We start from the raw sequence: 17,800 nt of genomic DNA on the forward strand, positions 1-17,800 counted from the left end.
TGAATGATATTATGTGGCGAGCATTAAATGCCGTTAGATTGCAGGGTGAGGTTAATTATCAGAATATCTCATCTTCGAATAACTCAGTATTCCGTAGCTATGTCATTATGAACTTAATTGCTGACAGGACGAAATACATTGAACATGCGATTTGTATTACCCGGAACCCCCATCTGACATAGCGCCATTGATGCCGTTCTCTGGCATCAGCCTCTGCAATAGCAGGGTCGCTATGCTCTTTTTTTCGCTTTGTCCTTAGAGCATCAACGGCCCACAGAACAAGGATCGCGGCAACGATTGTTTTCAGGAGAAGGCTGATATCCACGGTAAAGAGGTCCGGCTTATCTGTTTAAGAAACCAGACTAACCGAAAGGCCCTATTATAACCATGGTTAAATGTGATATTAGTTCATTGCAATTTTAATCATCCCGGTTATTAGTTTAGGTCAGAAGCGGAAAGCCCCTATCTCTGGGCGAATACATGACTCTGTCAGAAATGACGCGCTTAAACTGATCTGCGTCCTTGAGTAACACGGCTTTAAGCCTCCTGACCGTTTCACTTCCTTCTCATCGCCGTTATTAAATAGCGTGCAGCGGTCAACCAGACCCAGCCACAGAATAATCAGACTGCCGCATTTAAGTCAGGGGAGAATGAGGTCGCCTTTAAGGATAAGGAACTGGCACCTTACAGGTCGATGGTGGAAGAGGGATTGAGCGATTGTGCCAGCGTGTCCCTCATGGATGCTGCGAGGGTCGTCCCTCATCAACCGAGTAATGATCTAATCACAAATTTGCTGAGTACGTTACGATTTCCCTGATGCAGGAGTGGCACATCATCATGACTATCGTTGACCATACCATTGCTGGTTATCCCGATTTTGAGCTAGGTCTGAGCCCCCAGCGCGCTGTGCCTTATCGAATCTACCAACCCGAACGGGGAAGTAATGGGCTCGTCGTCTATTTACCGGGTTTTGGTGCTGATCTTGGTGGTTATACCCAGGCCTTCTGCGAAAAGGTTGCCGGGCGTCACGGCTGTGCGGCTCTGAGCATCGAATATTTTTGCATGCGTTCACGTCCTCAGGTCGGAGCCAAAGTCACGTTTGAACCTGAAGACCGTCGTCAACTCGAAGCGCATTTACCGCTCAAAATTGCCCGTTATGGCACAGATGAACAGGTGTTAAAGGCTGTTTGCGCCCTCAAACCAGACGTGCCTCTTACGCTTACCGCCTCGTTGACGCCACCGGATGGTTCCTACCAAAACTTTGGCATCATGGCCGCACTGGACATTGTGGCTGCCATTAACGACGTCCTGACTCGTTATCCGATCAATCGTGACAACATCATACTGGTGGGCGCATCCTACGGGGGATATCTTGCACAATTGGTGAATAAACTCAGGCCAGGCTTGGTTCGCGCGCTGTTTGATAACTCCTCCTGGGCTGAGCCTAACCTTACCTATGTCTTCGGGCGCGAAATAGGGGCATGTGAGTACTCCGCCGGGGCCAACGAACGGGTGACGCTGGCGATGAGCGTAAATTCTCCCTGGCGCAAAACCGCGGGGCACCCCCATTACTTCGGTCCGAGTGAATTTCTGATCCGGGGTTTTAGTCGTTCACAACTGGAGCAGATGGTCAGTCAGGGGGCTAATCAGACCTTCTGTCTGATGGTTCATTCTGCTGAAGATCGCAATATCGCCCCGCTGGCGGCTAAAGTGGAAATGGCGCAGACCATGCTGGAGCTGGGCTGGGCTGTTGAAATGCTGATCTATGATGCCAGCGACATTGATGGTAGCTACATCAAAAATACCGATCATGGCATGGGTCTTTCTATGTTTACCTTTTTCGAGCGCGGCTGTGAGATGCTTCACACCATAGCCCGCCCTTTCAAATACGCCGCCGCTGAGCACGTTATCTATCACGCCGGAAAGTATCGGTACGAATTTGACTATCGCCATGGCGATATCCGGGCCAGGCGCTGTTTACTCGACTGATCCGTGCCCAATAAAGCTGGTGATGAGAGCCTGTCAATCCATTACCAGCCCTGCATCGTCTCATCTTATTCAGGGGCATGCTGCACAAGAGGGGGATATCTCATCCCAGTTCAGCCTTAGAAAGCAGTGCCGGTGGTACTGGTTGGCCGGGCTGCCTTACCAGTTTTTTAGCGGGAATGCTGGAATTGAAGGATTTTGAAGTATTAAAAACACCGGTTTTGATAACGCGTGCTGGTCTCTGGGTTCCCCGTAAACAGCAGGCAGCCAAGGCCTCTCAATTATTTCATGCAAATACCTCAAGTTAGCTGCGTTCTGGCTAGTCAGGATTTCGTCTTTTAGCTATTAACGTAAATTTATACCCAACTGGGCTGATATGATTTTTACTGAATTCAAAAACAGTCTCATCGGCTAAAAAACCTTTCGTTTTTTTTTCGATAATCGGCATTGTTGGGTCGATCTTAAGTAAATTTGCCGTTTCTGTTGGGGGGAGTATGGGCGAGATTTCCTGCTCACTTCTGACGATGGTATAGTGCTTTTGGTTTTCGATATAATTGTACTTTGAGCCTTGCATAATCTGGTAGGTCAGGTCCGGGAACAGACTAAGCGGCATCCAGGTTTCTTCCACCGTAATCGGCGTATCATCAATAAAACGCACACGCTTTATGAAGTAAACCCTCTCCCCCTCATCAATATTAAGGTGTTCCGCAATCGTTAAGGTCGCTGGCTGTATTTCAAAAGCAATCACATCGCTATGAGTGACCTTATTCAGGTGATCCCATTTTTCTGAAAAACTGGTTTGCTGATTAATTTCGTAGTTAACCTTGCTCGCTTTCACATAGGTACCGCTACCCTGCACGCTTTCAAGCTCCTCGTTCTCAACCAGCAGTTTGATAGCCTGCCGCACAGTCACTCTACTGACTGAAAATGTCTGACGCAGCTGCTCTTCTGTTGGAAGAGCTTCGCCAACCTTGTACTCACCGGAGTTGATCTTTTCCCTGATTGCATTGGCAATCTGTCGGTACATTGGCAGCCTGACCATCATTACCTCTTATATCAATTTGCACAGGTTTTACCACTTCATCGATGATACTAAATTTCAATACCTTAGCAATCATTGCCTTTCATCTTTCTTTTGATGATACCAAATCAATACAAATGATAGTACAAATGAGATCGTTATCAACGTTTAGAATAGATGGCATAGGTATCATCGTTGTACTAGTAATGGTGATAATTTGAATGAGAACCTGGGACAAATGATGAAACTGACTTCTCTTACCAATCCGTCTCTGATAACGCTACAAACGACATTTGAAGATCGCGATGAGGCGATAACGGCTCTCGCAGACAAACTGGACCAGCAGGGAAAACTGCATGATAAGGAAGCATACCTGAAAGCTGTTTTTGCGCGTGAACAGCAGGGACCAACTGCCCTGGGAGAAGGACTGGCCGTTCCTCATGGCAAAACCAATGCTGTAAAGGACGCCGCATTTGCCGTCGCCACCTTAAAAAGATCGCTCAAATGGCAAGGTGTGGATGAAGACGAAGAAGATGTGAATCTTATTTTTCTTCTTGCCATCCCCGATGCTGAAGCGGGCTCAACCCACATGCAACTTTTAACGACGCTCACGACAACACTCGTAGATGATGATGTCAGGAATGCCGTGTTACATGCCACCGAGGTAAGTCATGTCATGGATTTACTTGATGGTCATGATAAAAAAGAGACGAAAAAAGAGGTTATAAATACCAATAGACCCACTATCGTTTGCGTCACCGCCTGCCCGGCAGGTATTGCTCATACCTATATGGCGGCGGAGTACCTTGAAAAAGCAGGCTATAAGCTGGGATATAACGTCTGTGTGGAAAAACAGGGCGCTAACGGTATTGAAGATCGTTTAACAGCAGACCAGTTAAACAGTGCCTGCGCCGTTATTTTTGCCGCTGAAGTCGCAATCAAAGAAGTTGAACGCTTCACAGGGCTTCCTCGTGTGGAGGTGCCTGTTGCAGAGCCCATTAAGCATGCAGAACGTATTCTGCTCGAGGCCGTTGAATCAGGTAAAAAAGGCTCTGGAGCCGAACGTAAACTGGCAACGGACAGCCCAACAAAAAAGTTACCACTCAAAACAGAGCTAAAACAGGCGCTGCTTTCAGGGATCTCCTACGCCGTCCCTTTGATTGTGGCAGGGGGGACGGTTCTGGCGGTTGCTGTCTTGCTGGCACAAATGTTCAATCTTCAGCATTTATATGGCGAAAAAGAGTCATGGCTGTGGATGTACCGCCAACTGGGAGGGGGATTACTGGGGACGTTAATGGTGCCCGTTCTGGCAGCCTATACCGCCTACTCTCTTGCAGATAAACCAGCATTAGGTCCGGGTTTTGCTGCGGGTATTGCAGCAAACCTTATTGGGGCTGGCTTCCTGGGCGGTGTTGCTGGCGGCCTGATTGCCGGTTATGTGATGCGCTGGGTGAAAACAAATATTCGCCTGAGCCCAACCTTCAATGGTTTTCTCACGTTCTACCTTTACCCGGTTATTGGCACTCTGGTTGTAGGTTCACTGATGTTATTTGTCATTGGTAAACCTGTCGCCTGGTTAAACCACGGGCTGACGGAGTGGTTAAACAGCCTGTCAGGCGCTAACGCACTTTTACTGGGTGCAGTGATCGGCTTTTTTGTTTCTTTCGACCTTGGTGGTCCGGTCAACAAAGCCGCCTATGCCTTCTGCCTCGGTGCCATGGCAAATGGTGTTTATGGGCCTTATGCCATCTTTGGCGCGGTCAAAATGGTTTCTGCTTTTACCGTGACGACTTCAACACTACTGGCTCCGCGCCTCTTTAAAGATTTCGAAATCGAAACAGGTAAATCGACCTGGTTGCTGGGCCTCGCGGGTATTACGGAAGGGGCGATTCCAATGGCGATTGAGGATCCCGTGCGTGTCATAGGATCATTCCTTTTAGGCTCAGTTGTCACTGGTGCCATCGTTGGCGCAACGGGTATCGGGCTGTCTACGCCAGGAGCCGGGATCTTCTCCATCTTCTTATTACATGACGCAGGCATAGGCGCATTTATGGCCGCCGCCGTCTGGTTTGGTGCTGCACTAATAGGTACCACGCTCTCCACATTGACACTCGTAGCCTGGAGAGCGCATGCGGTTAAAAAAGGGAAATTCGCCATAAGCACCGCAACACCGAAATAATCCTGATTACTCAACAGAACATTGGCCCCAGACCTTACGAGCCCTCAATTCGGCACAGGCGAAGAAAATACACTTTAACGGCAAATTTAGCCTAAGACGGTAAAAGTTATGACAACAACTCGAGTCCATATCACTCCTCATATGCACTGGGATCGTGAATGGTATTTCACAACTGAAGAGTCCCGTATCCTGTTGGTAAACAACATGGAAGAAATCATAGAGCGTCTGGAAAACGATCCTGACTATAAATATTACGTTCTGGATGGCCAGACTGCGGTGCTTGAAGATTATTTTGCTATCAAGCCAGAAAACAAATTGCGTGTCAGGGCGCTGGTGCAGGCAGGCAAACTGATCGTCGGCCCCTGGTATTCCCAGACAGATACCATGCAGGTCTCTGGTGAGTCGATTGTCCGTAATATGCTTTACGGTCTGCGTGACTGTCTGGCGCTGGGTGAACCCATGAAGATCGGCTATTTGCCTGATTCGTTTTCAATGAGCTCACAACTGCCTGCTATATATAATGGCTTCGGCATTACCCGTACGATGTTCTGGCGGGGTTGTTCAGAACGTCACGGTACAAACAAAACTGAGTTTATCTGGCAGTCTAACGACGGCAGTGCCGTAACCGCCCAGGTTCTGCCGCTGGGATATGCCATTGGCAAGTATCTACCGCTGGATGAAGCTGCACTGAGAGCGCGTCTTGATAAATATTTCCCGGTGCTCGAAAAAGCGTCAGTGACCAAAGACATTCTGCTGCCCAACGGCCACGATCAGATGCCTATTCAGAAAGACATTTTTGACGTTATGGCGAAACTGCGGGAAATTTATCCGGACAAAGAATTTATCATGAGCCGCTTCGAAGAGATATTTGAACGTGTCGAAGCACAGCGTGACCAACTTGATATCGTTAAAGGTGAGTTCAATGACGGCAAGTACATGCGTGTCCACCGTACTATTTCGTCAACGCGGATGGACATCAAACTTATCCATGCTGAGGTAGAGAACAAGATAGTCAATATCCTTGAACCGTTAGCCTCTATTGCCTGGACCCTTGGTTTTGAATACCACCACGGCCTTATTGAGAAAATGTGGAAAGAAAGCATGAAAAATCATGCTCATGACTCCATCGGCTGTTGTTGTTCAGATAAGGTTCATGCTGAAATCCTAAATCGTTATATCCTGGCTGATGACATGGCGACCAACCTGATTAACTTCTACAAACGCAAGATTGTTGACCATATGCCTGCCGGGGAAGGTTACGATAAGCTGGCGCTGTTTAATCTTTCCCCCTATGCCAGAGACGAGGTTATCAATACCACGATAACCATCAGAGCGGAGACATTCAGCCTCTTTGATGAGAATGGTCAGTCAGTTGATTATTACATCAGGGACCGCCGTACCATCGATCCAGGTAAGATTGATCGTCAAATCGTTCACTACGGAAATTATGATCCTTTCATTGAGTACGATATCCAGATAAAGCACCCTGTTCCGGCTATGGGCTTTACTACTTTGCACATACAGCCTAATAAAGAAGGGAGCCAGAAAACGGCGGAACAAAAGGCTCCCCTGCTGGAAAATGAATTTTACCGTATTGCTATTAATACAAACGGTACGCTTACTATCTTTGATAAAGAGACACAGTATTGCTTTGACCAGGTATTGCGTATTGAAGATGGTTCTGACGATGGTGATGAATACGACTATTCTCCATCCCGCCATGAATGGTTGCTTTACTCTGATCAATTTGCAGCCGATATAAACATTAAGCATGAGGGCTTCCAGTCTCTGGCTACTATCAATTTATGCATGGATTTACCCAAAGATCTTTCAGAGCGTGAGACCCGGGCTGGACAGAACGGTTATATCGATGTGTGTTACCAGGTCACCCTGAAACAAGGGTCACGCCATATTAACGTGAGTCTGGAACTGGATAATCAGGCGAATGACCATCGAGTCAGGGTTCTAATCCCAACACCATTTATTTCCAGCACCGTCGTGGCAGATAACCAGTTTGGCACGATTACTCGCCCAACCAGCGATCCGGAAATGGCGAACTGGGAAGACGATGGCTGGAAAGAAGCTCCAGTTCCTGTTTACCAACTGATGAATTTTGCGGCACTTGAAAATACACAAGGCGGCCTTGCCATCATGACCAATGGCCTGCGCGAATTTGAAGTCATTTCAAGTAAAGGTAATGGGGAGAAAGATACTTTTGCGCTGACCCTGTTACGTGGTGTTGGTGTACTGGGTAAGGAGAACCTGCTACTACGTCCGGGTCGCCCTTCGGGTATCAAGATCCCTACGCCCGATTCTCAGGTACGTGGCAAAATTATCTGTAATTTTTCGCTATACGGTTATACGGGTAATCATATCGATGCCAACGTTATGGCGGCGGCACGCGATAATGTGACACCCATTCAGTGCTATAACAAAATCCCTTATAACGCGATGAAGTTGAATGTGGGTGAGCAGAACCGGCCGCTTAGCTACAGCTTACTGAGTAAGTCAAAAACCGGGGCCGTCCTGAGTACGCTAAAAAAAGCAGAAGATGCTCAGGCGCTTATTCTGCGTGTCTACAATCCATCAGAACACACGGCAATTCAGGATAACGTCTCTTTCACGGGAGATGTAACGTCATGGAAAGAAACCCGGCTTGATGAGCAAGTATGCACATCAGCGGTTGAAACCACCTCGTTTGGCACTCTGGAACCCTGCCAGGTTAAATCGTTCCTCTTCACCCTGTAAATTTCTGCTACGAAACCCGCCTACAGGGCGGGTAGGACTACTCAAAAATGAAAGTCGTTATCGCACCAGATTCGTTTAAAGAATCGCTCTCTGCCTTGGAAGTTTGTCAGCATATTAAAGCAGGATTCAGCACAATATTTCCTGATGCACATTACGAATTTTTGCCGCTAGCGGATGGCGGTGAAGGAACGGTTGAAGTCCTTTTGCAGGCACTTAATGGTCAGAAAATGTTATCTCTGGTTGAAGGGCCACTGGGTGAACAGGTACAAGCCGAATGGGCATTATTAGAGGGCGGCAAAACTGCGCTGATTGAGGTCGCCGCAGCATCCGGGCTGGATAAAGTCCCGCCTCACCTCCGTAATCCGCTAGTAACTTCAACCTTTGGAACTGGGCAGCTTATCAAAGAAGCCCTGGATAGGGGCGTTAATAAAATTCTTCTTGGTCTTGGCGGAAGCGCAACTAACGATGCTGGAGCTGGCATTGTCGAGGCCCTGGGCGGGGTTTTTTACAACTCACATGGCGAGAAAATTTGCCGGGGCGGCCAGGCTCTCGCAGAAGTCGCGCACCTGGATCTAAGTCAGGTGGATAAGCGATGTGCGCAAATACAATTCGTTATAGCCTGTGACGTGACAAATCATCTTACAGGCGTTACTGGTGCCAGCCATGTTTTTGGACCACAAAAAGGGGCAGGCCCTGATGATGTGGTACGCCTTGATGCAGCTTTAGATCACTTTGCCCATCTGGTGCAAAAGCTCACAGGAAAAGATAACAGAAATAGCCCAGGCTATGGCGCAGCAGGTGGCACACCACTTGGGCTATCGCTAATATTCAAGACCAGGATTAAACCCGGCATTGAGATGATATTAGAAACACTGGATGCAGATAAAGTCCTCCAGGGAGCTAATCTGGTGATTACCGGAGAAGGGCAAATGGATAATCAAACTCTCCAGGGAAAAACACCATTTGGTATAGCACAGAAAGCGGCGGATCTGGGCATTCCTGTCATCGGCATTGCAGGCTCATTAGGGGCCGAATCCGAAGATCTAATGCATTACTTCGACGGGATATTTAGCACTGTACGTGCGCCCCAATCGTTAGACCAGGTGCTATCGGAAGCTGGTACAAACCTGCAACGTACAGCCAAAAATGTGGCTGCTATGCTGAAACTGGGTATCGCTATGCACCAGAAGTAGATTGACCAGCCAGGTGGGGCGTAAAACACACCCCACCAACTCTGAATCTACCTCATTAAATATAGGCGTAATTCGCTCGCTTATTTTCAATATTTTGCCAGAAACCATAAAGCAGTTTACTAATAGCTTCGGACATATTGATATTAATTTAAAGGAAGGACTCTCCACAAATCAATATGAGTTATTAGCTGAGCAGGTTATTGATTTAGGTTTCGTCCGTGCCATGGAGCAAAAACAGGAGGTGGATAATGATTTTTGTCGGGAGTTGATTCTTATCGATCCGTTATTTGCTGCCGTACCAAAGAATCATTATCTTACAAGGAATAAATTTATAACTCTGAAAGATTTTTGCAACTCGCCATTTATTACTTTTCCGGGTAATCAAAAAAGCGAGTTCTCAGATACCGTTGTTGAAAAAATCAAACAAAATGGGTTGTCCCCGGTGATTTCCTACAAAGCCAGAGAAATACATTCCGCGTTATCCTTCGTGGCCGCTGGACTGGGGGTTACCTTAGTTGGCAAAACCGTCATTGATAATAATCGACAGGATATTGCATTTCTGCCCATCTCGGACTTTCACTGTAATTGTTATATCTATGCAATTTACCGATCAAAAAATACCAACCCCAACATTCAACACTTCCTCAGTACGATGAAAAAGGTCGCATTGAATTAGTGCCTGCGTCATCTCGTCCCCTTGTGGACAGGGGGCAACGAGTGCTGCTGCCCTCTGTCCAACGTGCGGATGGACTCCATCTTCCTGGAACACCAGAATACAACGGCAACCGCGCCTTCCGGAGAATCGAGTACTGTTCATGGCTATCAACACCCTGGATACTCGATTCTGTTCCTGAAGCCACTACGTCACGGCATACCGCCTGGTCAAAACTGCAGTTGACGCAGATAAGCTATGCTGTCGCTCAGCGCTTCTCCCTGCAACTCCTCAACGATGATTGGGACCTGAGTGAGTCCGTGATTTGCCAGCATCGTAAGCACTTTCTCATAATCAATAAGACCCTCATTCAGACGAACTGGGATTTTTTGCCCCCCTTCGAGGACGAAATTTTTAAAGTGGAACAGACGAATGCGTGGTCCGTGCTGGTTAAGGAAATCTTCGAAGATAGACTCCCATGACGCCGCATTGTCAGCATTGAGCAAATTGGCAATATCGAAGGTCACACAGAAGTGTTCGCCGAGTTGAGTATTCAGGCGCATCAGGCTGTCGGCATCATAAATGACATGATCGTATACAGGCTCAACCAGGAAACGACATTGCGCATGTTCCAGATTGGGCTGCAACTGCTGGAAACTGGCCAATACGTGTTGAAAGGCAGGTTCTGAGTGGTTTTCCGGATGCCATGTCCATGCATCGTCATTCAGAGAGCCCGTTTCGCTGCCGATGAGCCCGATACCGCAGCGCAGACCCATGTCGATATTGAACCGTGCGCGCTCTATCTCACTGGCCAAAAATGAGGTGTTCGAATGGACCGGGTTGAAGTAACTGGCGAGCAGGAACACCGAAATTCCTGATTCCTGAATCTGCTTAATATTGCCGACAATCGTCTCAATATCGCGGGCTTTGTATGCCTCTTCCCAGCTTTTGTGGATTGCCAGCTGCAGGCCGTCAATGCCCAGTTCACGGGAAAAGGCCACCATTTCTGCCGGGGTCTGCCCACTGAGGTCATGTCCCCGGGCACCAATGTTCAATTTACGCATAACGACTCCGTTGAAGTTCCATGGAAAAATGCCAGACAGTGATGTCGTTAGCGTCTTTATCCACAGGTGAAGAAAGGGGGGATACTTGTATGTTGATGCTATGGCAATGGTATCAGCCGTTTTCATCGCTGAATAGCCACAGGTTTAACAGACACTTTAGAGTCATTAAAGATGGTTAAAGAGAGGTACCCATGCTGCCTTTCACCATACTGTCTTTGCTCATGGGGGGCTGCCAGTACCTTGGCCATAAACTGAGCTGAAAGCACAGGAAGGAAAGCACGGGTTATCTTGATACGCAGAGTCAGCGCTATGCCACATGTCTGAACCTATGGGGAAGGTTGGTTTTCATATCTGTTTTAGTGAACGTGTGTTTGATTTTATTTTTGAGCGGCGTATCCTGTCTTTACATTGAACAGGAGGAATGATGTCTCTGACTTCCCTACAACTCTTCAAAACTCTCTCCGATGAAACTCGTCTGGGCATCGTTTTGCTGCTCAGAGAGATGGGAGAACTGTGCGTGTGCGATCTCTGCACGGCACTGGATCAGTCACAGCCCAAGATCTCTCGCCATCTGGCAATGCTACGGGAAAGCGGTTTATTGCTGGATCGTAAGCAGGGAAAATGGGTTCATTACCGCTTATCTCCACATATTCCTTCCTGGTCTGCTCAGGTGATCGAGCAAGCCTGGTTAAGCCAACAGGACGACGTTCAGGCCATCGCCCGTAAGCTGGCATCGGCAAACTGTTCTGGCAGCGGTAAAGCGGTTTGCATCTAAAAAATTTGCCTGAACATATATGATTTTTCGAATGTGAGGTGTTGAAATGAAAACGTTAACGGTATTTGACCCTGCGCTGTGTTGCAGCACCGGCGTCTGCGGTACAGATGTTGATCAGGTGCTGGTCGATTTTTCTGCGGATGTGCAATGGCTGAAAGGGCGTGGTGTTCAGGTCGAACGTTACAACCTGGCACAACAGCCGATGAGTTTTGTTCAAAACGAGAAAGCGAAAGCATTTCTTGAAGCTTCCGGGGCTGAAGGGCTTCCGCTGTTGTTGCTGGATGGCGAAACGGTGATGGCCGGGCGTTACCCAAATCGCGCTGAACTGGCTCGCTGGTTTGGTATTCCACTGGAGAAGGTGGGATTGGCACCGACACGTTGCTGTGGTGGTGATACGTCCTGTTGTTGAAAATGTCAGGAGGACAGATGAAATTCTTACAGAATATCCCTCCCTACCTGTTTTTTACCGGTAAGGGGGGCGTGGGTAAAACCTCTATTTCCTGCGCCACGGCAATTCGTCTGGCGGAGCAGGGCAAACGGGTGCTGCTGGTCAGTACCGACCCGGCCTCAAACGTAGGTCAGGTCTTTGGTCAGGCTATTGGCAATACTATTCAGCCAATAGCCACCGTGCCTGGATTGTCGGCACTGGAGATTGATCCTCAAGCCGCTGCACAACAGTACCGGGCCAGAATCGTTGATCCCATCAAAGGTCTTCTGCCTGAAGACGTGGTCAATAGCATCAATGAGCAGCTTTCGGGAGCCTGCACGACAGAGATTGCCGCTTTTGACGAGTTTACCGGATTGCTGACCGACGCCTCTCTGCTGACCCGGTTTGACCATATCATTTTTGATACTGCACCGACCGGCCATACTATTCGCCTACTCCAGTTGCCTGGTGCCTGGAGCAGTTTCATTGAAAGCAATCCCGATGGCGCGTCCTGTCTCGGCCCGATGGCGGGGCTGGAAAAGCAGCGTGAACAGTATGCCCATGCCGTTGAGGCGCTTTCTGATCCGAAACGCACCCGATTAGTTCTGGTCGCCCGACTGCAAAAATCCACGTTGCAGGAAGTTGCGCGTACGCATGACGAACTAGCGGCGATTGGCCTTAAGAACCAGTCTCTGGTCATTAACGGCGTTCTGCCCGAAACTGAAGCGGTAAGCGACACATTGACTGCTGCAATAGGACGGCGAGAGCAGGAGGCGCTGGCTAATCTGCCCGCAGGTTTGTTGGCACTCCCCACGGACACGTTATTCCTTCAACCAGTCAATATGGTCGGCGTACCGGCACTGAGAGGGCTTCTCACCTCGCAGCCTGCGACGGCATCATTTTCTGAAGAAAGTATTCAGCAACGCCCTGAAATTCCATCGCTTTCTGCATTGATTGATGACATTGCTCGCAATGAACATGGCCTGATCATGCTGATGGGCAAAGGCGGTGTAGGGAAAACCACGATGGCGGCAGCCATCGCCGTCAGGCTGGCCGACAGGGGATTTGATGTCCATCTGACAACGTCTGACCCTGCGGCGCATCTCAGCACAACCCTTAACGGCAGTCTCAACAATCTGCAGGTCAGCAGGATCGATCCTCACGAGGAAACGGAACGCTATCGTCAGCATGTCCTTGAGACGAAGGGAAAAGCGCTGGACGACGCGGGGAAACGCCTGCTGGAAGAAGATTTACGCTCTCCTTGTACCGAAGAGATTGCGGTCTTCCAGGCCTTTTCACGGGTGATTCGTGAAGCGGGTAAGCGCTTCGTGGTCATGGATACGGCACCCACCGGGCATACGCTACTGTTGCTGGATGCCACCGGGGCGTATCACCGCGAAATTGCTAAGAAAATGGGCGATAAGGGCCATTTCACCACGCCAATGATGCAGCTTCAGGATCCGGAACGAACCAAAGTGTTACTGGTCACGCTGCCGGAAACCACACCCGTGCTTGAGGCGGCAAATTTGCAGGCCGACCTTGAACGTGCAGGGATTCATCCCTGGGGCTGGATTATCAATAACAGCCTTTCCATTGCGGATACCCGTTCGCCGTTGCTTCGTCTGCGTGCGCAACAGGAACTCCCGCAAATAGAGGCGGTTAAACACCAGCACGCCTCTCGTGTCGCGCTGGTCCCGCTACTGGCGTCAGAGCCCACGGGCATCGAAAAACTCAAACAACTCGCAGGTTAATTTTTTACGTATACAGGGTGGCGTTGCTGCCCTGTCAGGAGGTTTTATGTTACTGGCAGGAGCCATTTTCATCCTGACCATCGTGTTGGTTATTTGGCAGCCAAAGGGATTAGGCATTGGCTGGAGCGCCACGCTGGGTGCCGTACTGGCTCTGGCATCGGGTGTGATACACATTGTTGATATTCCGGTGGTGTGGAATATCGTCTGGAACGCCACGGCAACCTTTATCGCCGTCATTATCATCAGCCTTTTGCTGGATGAGTCCGGCTTTTTTGAATGGGCTGCACTGCACGTTTCCCGCTGGGGAAATGGGCGTGGGCGTCTGCTGTTTACGTATATTGTTTTGCTCGGCGCGGCGGTGGCGGCATTGTTTGCCAATGATGGCGCGGCGTTGATTCTGACGCCGATCGTTATCGCTATGCTGCTGGCGCTGGGGTTCAGTAAAAGCACCACGCTGGCGTTCGTGATGGCGGCGGGTTTTATTGCCGATACAGCCAGTCTGCCGCTCATCGTGTCAAACCTGGTCAATATCGTTTCGGCTGATTTCTTCCAACTGGGATTCGCGGAATATGCGTCAGTCATGGTGCCGGTGGATATTGCCGCCATTACTGCCACGCTGGTGATGCTGCATCTGTTTTTCCGCAAAGATATCCCGCCAACGTATGACCTGGGACGCCTTAAAGAACCTGCAAAAGCCATCAAGGATCCGGCAACATTCAGAACCGGCTGGATTGTACTTCTCCTTCTGCTGGTCGGTTTTTTTGTCCTTGAGCCGATGGGGATTCCTGTGAGTGCGATTGCGGCGGTGGGGGCGGTAATCCTGTTTGCGGTGGCCAAAAAAGGTCACGGTATTAACACCGGTAAAGTGCTGCGCGGCGCGCCCTGGCAGATCGTTGTCTTCTCACTGGGGATGTATCTGGTGGTCTACGGTCTGCGTAACGCTGGGCTGACGGATTATCTCTCTGACGTGCTGAACGTACTGGCAGATAAAGGACTGTGGGCCGCCACGCTGGGGACAGGATTCCTGACCGCATTCCTCTCTTCTATTATGAACAATATGCCGACCGTATTGGTTGGCGCATTGTCGATTGATGGCAGCACCGCGTCCGGCGTTATCAAAGACGCGATGATTTATGCCAACGTCATTGGCTGCGATCTGGGGCCGAAAATCACCCCTATTGGTAGCCTGGCAACACTGCTCTGGCTGCATGTACTTTCACAGAAGAATATGACAATCACGTGGGGATACTACTTCCGCACCGGGATTATCATGACCCTGCCTGTGCTGTTTGTAACGCTGGCTGCGCTGGCGCTACGTCTCTCTGTCACTTTGTAATGAGATACTGATATGAGCAACATTACCATCTATCACAACCCGGCCTGTGGCACCTCGCGCAACACGCTGGAGATGATCCGTAACAGCGGTATCGAGCCGACGGTTATTCATTATCTTGAGAACCCACCTTCACGCGATGAGCTGGTCAAACTCATTGCCGATATGGGGATCACGGTACGGGCGCTGCTGCGTAAAAACGTGGAACCGTATGAAACGTTAGCGCTTGCCGAAGACCGCTTTACTGACGATCAGCTCATCGACTTTATGCTGCAACATCCCATTCTGATTAACCGTCCGATTGTGGTGACATCGCTGGGAACGCGACTGTGTCGTCCTTCCGAAGTGGTTCTGGATATCCTGCCGGATGCGCAGAAAGGGGCTTTCGCCAAGGAAGACGGTGAGCAAGTCGTAGATGTTGCTGGTAAACGACTGAAATAAAGATTAAGGGGGCGTTTGCCCCCTTATTCATTACTTCGCCATTTTCTCCAGCAGATCTATTCCAACCGGCTCCTCGCTTTGCAAAGGCGTTAACGCAATACGCGTCGCATACTGTTCTTCTACATCAGAGATCAGCGGTAGCTCACTACTCGCCCTGGTCATCAGGAAGGGGGAGGACGGTATCGCAGCGGCAAGACTATTATTCACAACCCATGCCCACGGCGCGATCCCGGCCCGACGCAAATCGTTCTGCAGATTCGCCGCTTCCAGCACGGGCGTGGTTTCAGCCAGCGTCACGATAATCACTTTTGTTTTGTCCGGGTCCTGCAACTGCATCATTGGCGTAATCACATGGTCATGTGTTTTCCCCATCTGGCGCACCATTTCACGGTGATACGCCCCTGTCGCATCCAGTAGCAGTAGCGTGTGGCCTGTCGGTGCGGTATCCATAATGACAAACTGGTTATCGGCTTCTTTAATGACCCGTGAGAAGGCCTGGAAAACGGCGATCTCTTCGGTGCATGGTGAACGGAGATCTTCCTCCAGCACCGCCAGTCCTTCAGCGTCTAATCCTTTGCCCTGATTTTCCAATACAAAGCGGCGATAACGCTCTGTCTCTGCCTTCGGGTCGATACGGCTAACCTGAAGATTAGGCAGCGAGCCATCCAGCGTATAAGAAAGATGTGCTGCCGGATCGGACGTCGTCAGGTGGACTTTGTGGCCGCGCTTAGCCAGCGATACCGCCACTGATGCCGCGACGGTTGTTTTACCTACGCCGCCTTTACCCATCGTCATGACCAGACCTTTTCCTGCCTGGCTCAGTTCATCGACCAGCGAAGCAAGTTTTGGCAAATTGAGGGTGTTCAGAGCAGTGATGGGCGTCTCTGATGATGCGTTGCTGTCAGTAAATAACGCCCGCAGCGCATCCAGACCAACCAGATTAAAGGGCTTCAGATACAGCTGCGAGCGGGGGAGATTCGCCAGATTCTCCGGCATTGCCCGTAGCGCTTTCTCTTCCCGCGCCAGGATACTTTGCGCCAGTCGATCGTTTTTACCCGCGAACGGGGGCAGCACGCCATTGATGGCAAGATGTTGATGCTGCAGCCCTATTGCGAAGAGTTCATCGTGGGTATGTGAAACCTCTTTTAGCGTTGAAGCCTGGGCGCGGGCGACCAGTACCAGGCGCGTAAGCGTGGCGTCAGATAATGCTTTAACCGCATCTGCGTATTGGTGCTGCTGTTTCTCCAGTCCGACCAGTGGTCCAAGATTAGCTGCGGCATCGGGATTTGCTTCCAGATAGCCGCTCCACGCTCCCGGCAGCTCAAGCATGCGGATCGTATGCCCGGTTGGCGCGGTATCAAAGACGATATGGTCATACATCTCCCGCAACTCAGGGTTGGTCAACAGGCCGGTAAACTCATCGAATGCCGCGATTTCCGTCGTACAGGAACCCGAAAGCTGTTCCTCAATACTGCGCACCACGTCGGCTGGCATCATGTCACGAACCGGATCAAGCACTCTATCGCGATAGGCTTGCGCGGCAGCCATCGGGTCAACTTCCATCGCGGAAAGATTGTCTACGGCAGTCATGTCCGTTATCCGGTGACCGATGGTTTGGCTAAATACCTGACCGACATTAGACGCCGGATCGGTACTGACCAACAGTGTTTTCTTACCCTGATCGGCCAGCCATACCGCAGTGGCGCAGGCCAGAGATGTTTTACCGACACCACCTTTACCGGTGAAGAAAATGAACGGGGGGATTGCTTTTAAAAATGGCATATTCATCAGTGCTAGCTCCTCTGGAATTAAGGCATACGTGGAATGCTGCAGCAGCGCGGTTGCGCACTGTCTTCACTCCAGTCCTGAGTAAGCGGAATACCCGCCCAACGGGCGATATCATCCCGAGTGGGAAGTTTACCGGTCATCACCAGTTTGCCGTCGAGCAAGGTGGCCGGCAGGGACGCCATCCCTGATGTGTTCAGAAATTCGTTGATAATGGGTGTATTCAGGAACGGTTGTGGGTTCTTCGCAAGGCTGTAGCGCTGAATATCAACGCCATTTTTCTTCGCCCATTCTACGCTGGCGTTCCATTTAACCGCCTCGTCGCTAACCACGACGCTGCGGGTGGCACAGCAGCCAGCCGCTTCAAAGATCTCGATTTTTGACATGTGTTACTTACCTCAGTGTTAGTCATTTGCCTTTACACTGAGGTAAACGATGGTGGCGG

The 17,800-nt window shown here is 49.9% G+C and carries 14 protein-coding genes; 10 read left to right on the plus strand and 4 right to left on the minus strand.

The window, feature by feature from the left end:
• Window positions 1-837 precede the first annotated feature (837 nt).
• Window positions 838-1,989, plus strand: coding sequence for a DUF2920 family protein (locus tag AC07UY_RS01945; RefSeq protein WP_494700653.1), 1,152 nt, complete (start codon window positions 838-840; stop codon window positions 1,987-1,989).
• Between the two features lie 316 nt (window positions 1,990-2,305).
• Here the strand turns inward: AC07UY_RS01945 and AC07UY_RS01950 are convergent, their stop codons facing one another.
• Window positions 2,306-3,028, minus strand: a complete 723-nt coding sequence (locus AC07UY_RS01950) for a GntR family transcriptional regulator (protein ID WP_494661361.1) — start codon at window positions 3,026-3,028, stop codon at window positions 2,306-2,308.
• Between the two features lie 220 nt (window positions 3,029-3,248).
• Here AC07UY_RS01950 and mngA point away from each other — a divergent pair, with 220 nt between their 5' ends.
• The 4 genes from mngA to AC07UY_RS01970 all read left to right on the plus strand — a co-directional run bounded on the left by mngA (window position 3,249) and on the right by AC07UY_RS01970 (window position 9,803).
• The gene (gene mngA / locus AC07UY_RS01955; protein WP_494661360.1) at window positions 3,249-5,186 is read left to right on the plus strand and encodes a PTS 2-O-a-mannosyl-D-glycerate transporter subunit IIABC; all 1,938 of its coding nucleotides are present in this window, start codon (window positions 3,249-3,251) and stop codon (window positions 5,184-5,186) included.
• 108 nt (window positions 5,187-5,294) lie between these two features.
• Complete coding sequence (gene mngB, locus AC07UY_RS01960; protein ID WP_494700654.1) at window positions 5,295-7,934, plus strand: mannosylglycerate hydrolase; 2,640 nt, start codon at window positions 5,295-5,297, stop codon at window positions 7,932-7,934.
• Between the two features lie 47 nt (window positions 7,935-7,981).
• Complete coding sequence (locus tag AC07UY_RS01965) at window positions 7,982-9,127, plus strand: glycerate kinase (RefSeq protein ID WP_494700655.1); 1,146 nt, start codon at window positions 7,982-7,984, stop codon at window positions 9,125-9,127.
• 1 nt (window position 9,128) lies between these two features.
• Window positions 9,129-9,803 carry a LysR family substrate-binding domain-containing protein gene (locus AC07UY_RS01970; protein ID WP_494661351.1) on the plus strand — a complete coding sequence of 225 codons (675 nt, stop codon included), beginning with the start codon at window positions 9,129-9,131 and terminating at the stop codon, window positions 9,801-9,803.
• Window positions 9,804-10,009: 206 nt separating this feature from the next.
• Here the strand turns inward: AC07UY_RS01970 and AC07UY_RS01975 are convergent, their stop codons facing one another.
• On the minus strand, window positions 10,010-10,843 hold the full coding sequence (locus AC07UY_RS01975; RefSeq protein ID WP_494661350.1) for a sugar phosphate isomerase/epimerase family protein: 834 nt from the start codon (window positions 10,841-10,843) through the stop codon (window positions 10,010-10,012).
• A gap of 421 nt (window positions 10,844-11,264) precedes the next feature.
• Here AC07UY_RS01975 and arsR point away from each other — a divergent pair, with 421 nt between their 5' ends.
• From arsR to arsC, 5 genes are read left to right on the plus strand one after another with little or no spacing between them, the layout of a single operon-like run.
• The gene (gene arsR, locus AC07UY_RS01980) at window positions 11,265-11,618 is read left to right on the plus strand and encodes an As(III)-sensing metalloregulatory transcriptional repressor ArsR (protein WP_192613370.1); all 354 of its coding nucleotides are present in this window, start codon (window positions 11,265-11,267) and stop codon (window positions 11,616-11,618) included.
• 46 nt (window positions 11,619-11,664) lie between these two features.
• Window positions 11,665-12,027 carry an arsenite efflux transporter metallochaperone ArsD gene (gene arsD, locus AC07UY_RS01985; protein WP_494700656.1) on the plus strand — a complete coding sequence of 121 codons (363 nt, stop codon included), beginning with the start codon at window positions 11,665-11,667 and terminating at the stop codon, window positions 12,025-12,027.
• A gap of 17 nt (window positions 12,028-12,044) precedes the next feature.
• A complete protein-coding gene (arsA, locus tag AC07UY_RS01990; RefSeq protein ID WP_494661348.1) occupies window positions 12,045-13,796 on the plus strand; it encodes an arsenical pump-driving ATPase in 1,752 nt (583 codons plus the stop codon).
• A gap of 46 nt (window positions 13,797-13,842) precedes the next feature.
• A complete protein-coding gene (arsB, locus tag AC07UY_RS01995) occupies window positions 13,843-15,132 on the plus strand; it encodes an arsenite efflux transporter membrane subunit ArsB (RefSeq protein WP_494700657.1) in 1,290 nt (429 codons plus the stop codon).
• A gap of 12 nt (window positions 15,133-15,144) precedes the next feature.
• Window positions 15,145-15,570, plus strand: coding sequence for a glutaredoxin-dependent arsenate reductase (gene arsC, locus AC07UY_RS02000; protein ID WP_203360103.1), 426 nt, complete (start codon window positions 15,145-15,147; stop codon window positions 15,568-15,570).
• 30 nt (window positions 15,571-15,600) lie between these two features.
• On the opposite strand, the gene arsA (AC07UY_RS02005) is transcribed toward arsC, so the two are convergent.
• Both arsA (AC07UY_RS02005) and AC07UY_RS02010 read right to left on the minus strand, forming a co-directional pair.
• Window positions 15,601-17,358: an arsenical pump-driving ATPase gene (gene arsA, locus AC07UY_RS02005; RefSeq protein ID WP_304521082.1), complete on the minus strand. Its 1,758-nt coding sequence runs from the start codon at window positions 17,356-17,358 to the stop codon at window positions 15,601-15,603.
• Between the two features lie 20 nt (window positions 17,359-17,378).
• The gene (locus AC07UY_RS02010) at window positions 17,379-17,741 is read right to left on the minus strand and encodes an arsenic metallochaperone ArsD family protein (protein WP_203360104.1); all 363 of its coding nucleotides are present in this window, start codon (window positions 17,739-17,741) and stop codon (window positions 17,379-17,381) included.
• Between the last annotated feature and the right edge of the window lie 59 nt (window positions 17,742-17,800).

The organism is Citrobacter sp. GW821-FHT02E08, assembly GCF_059421685.1.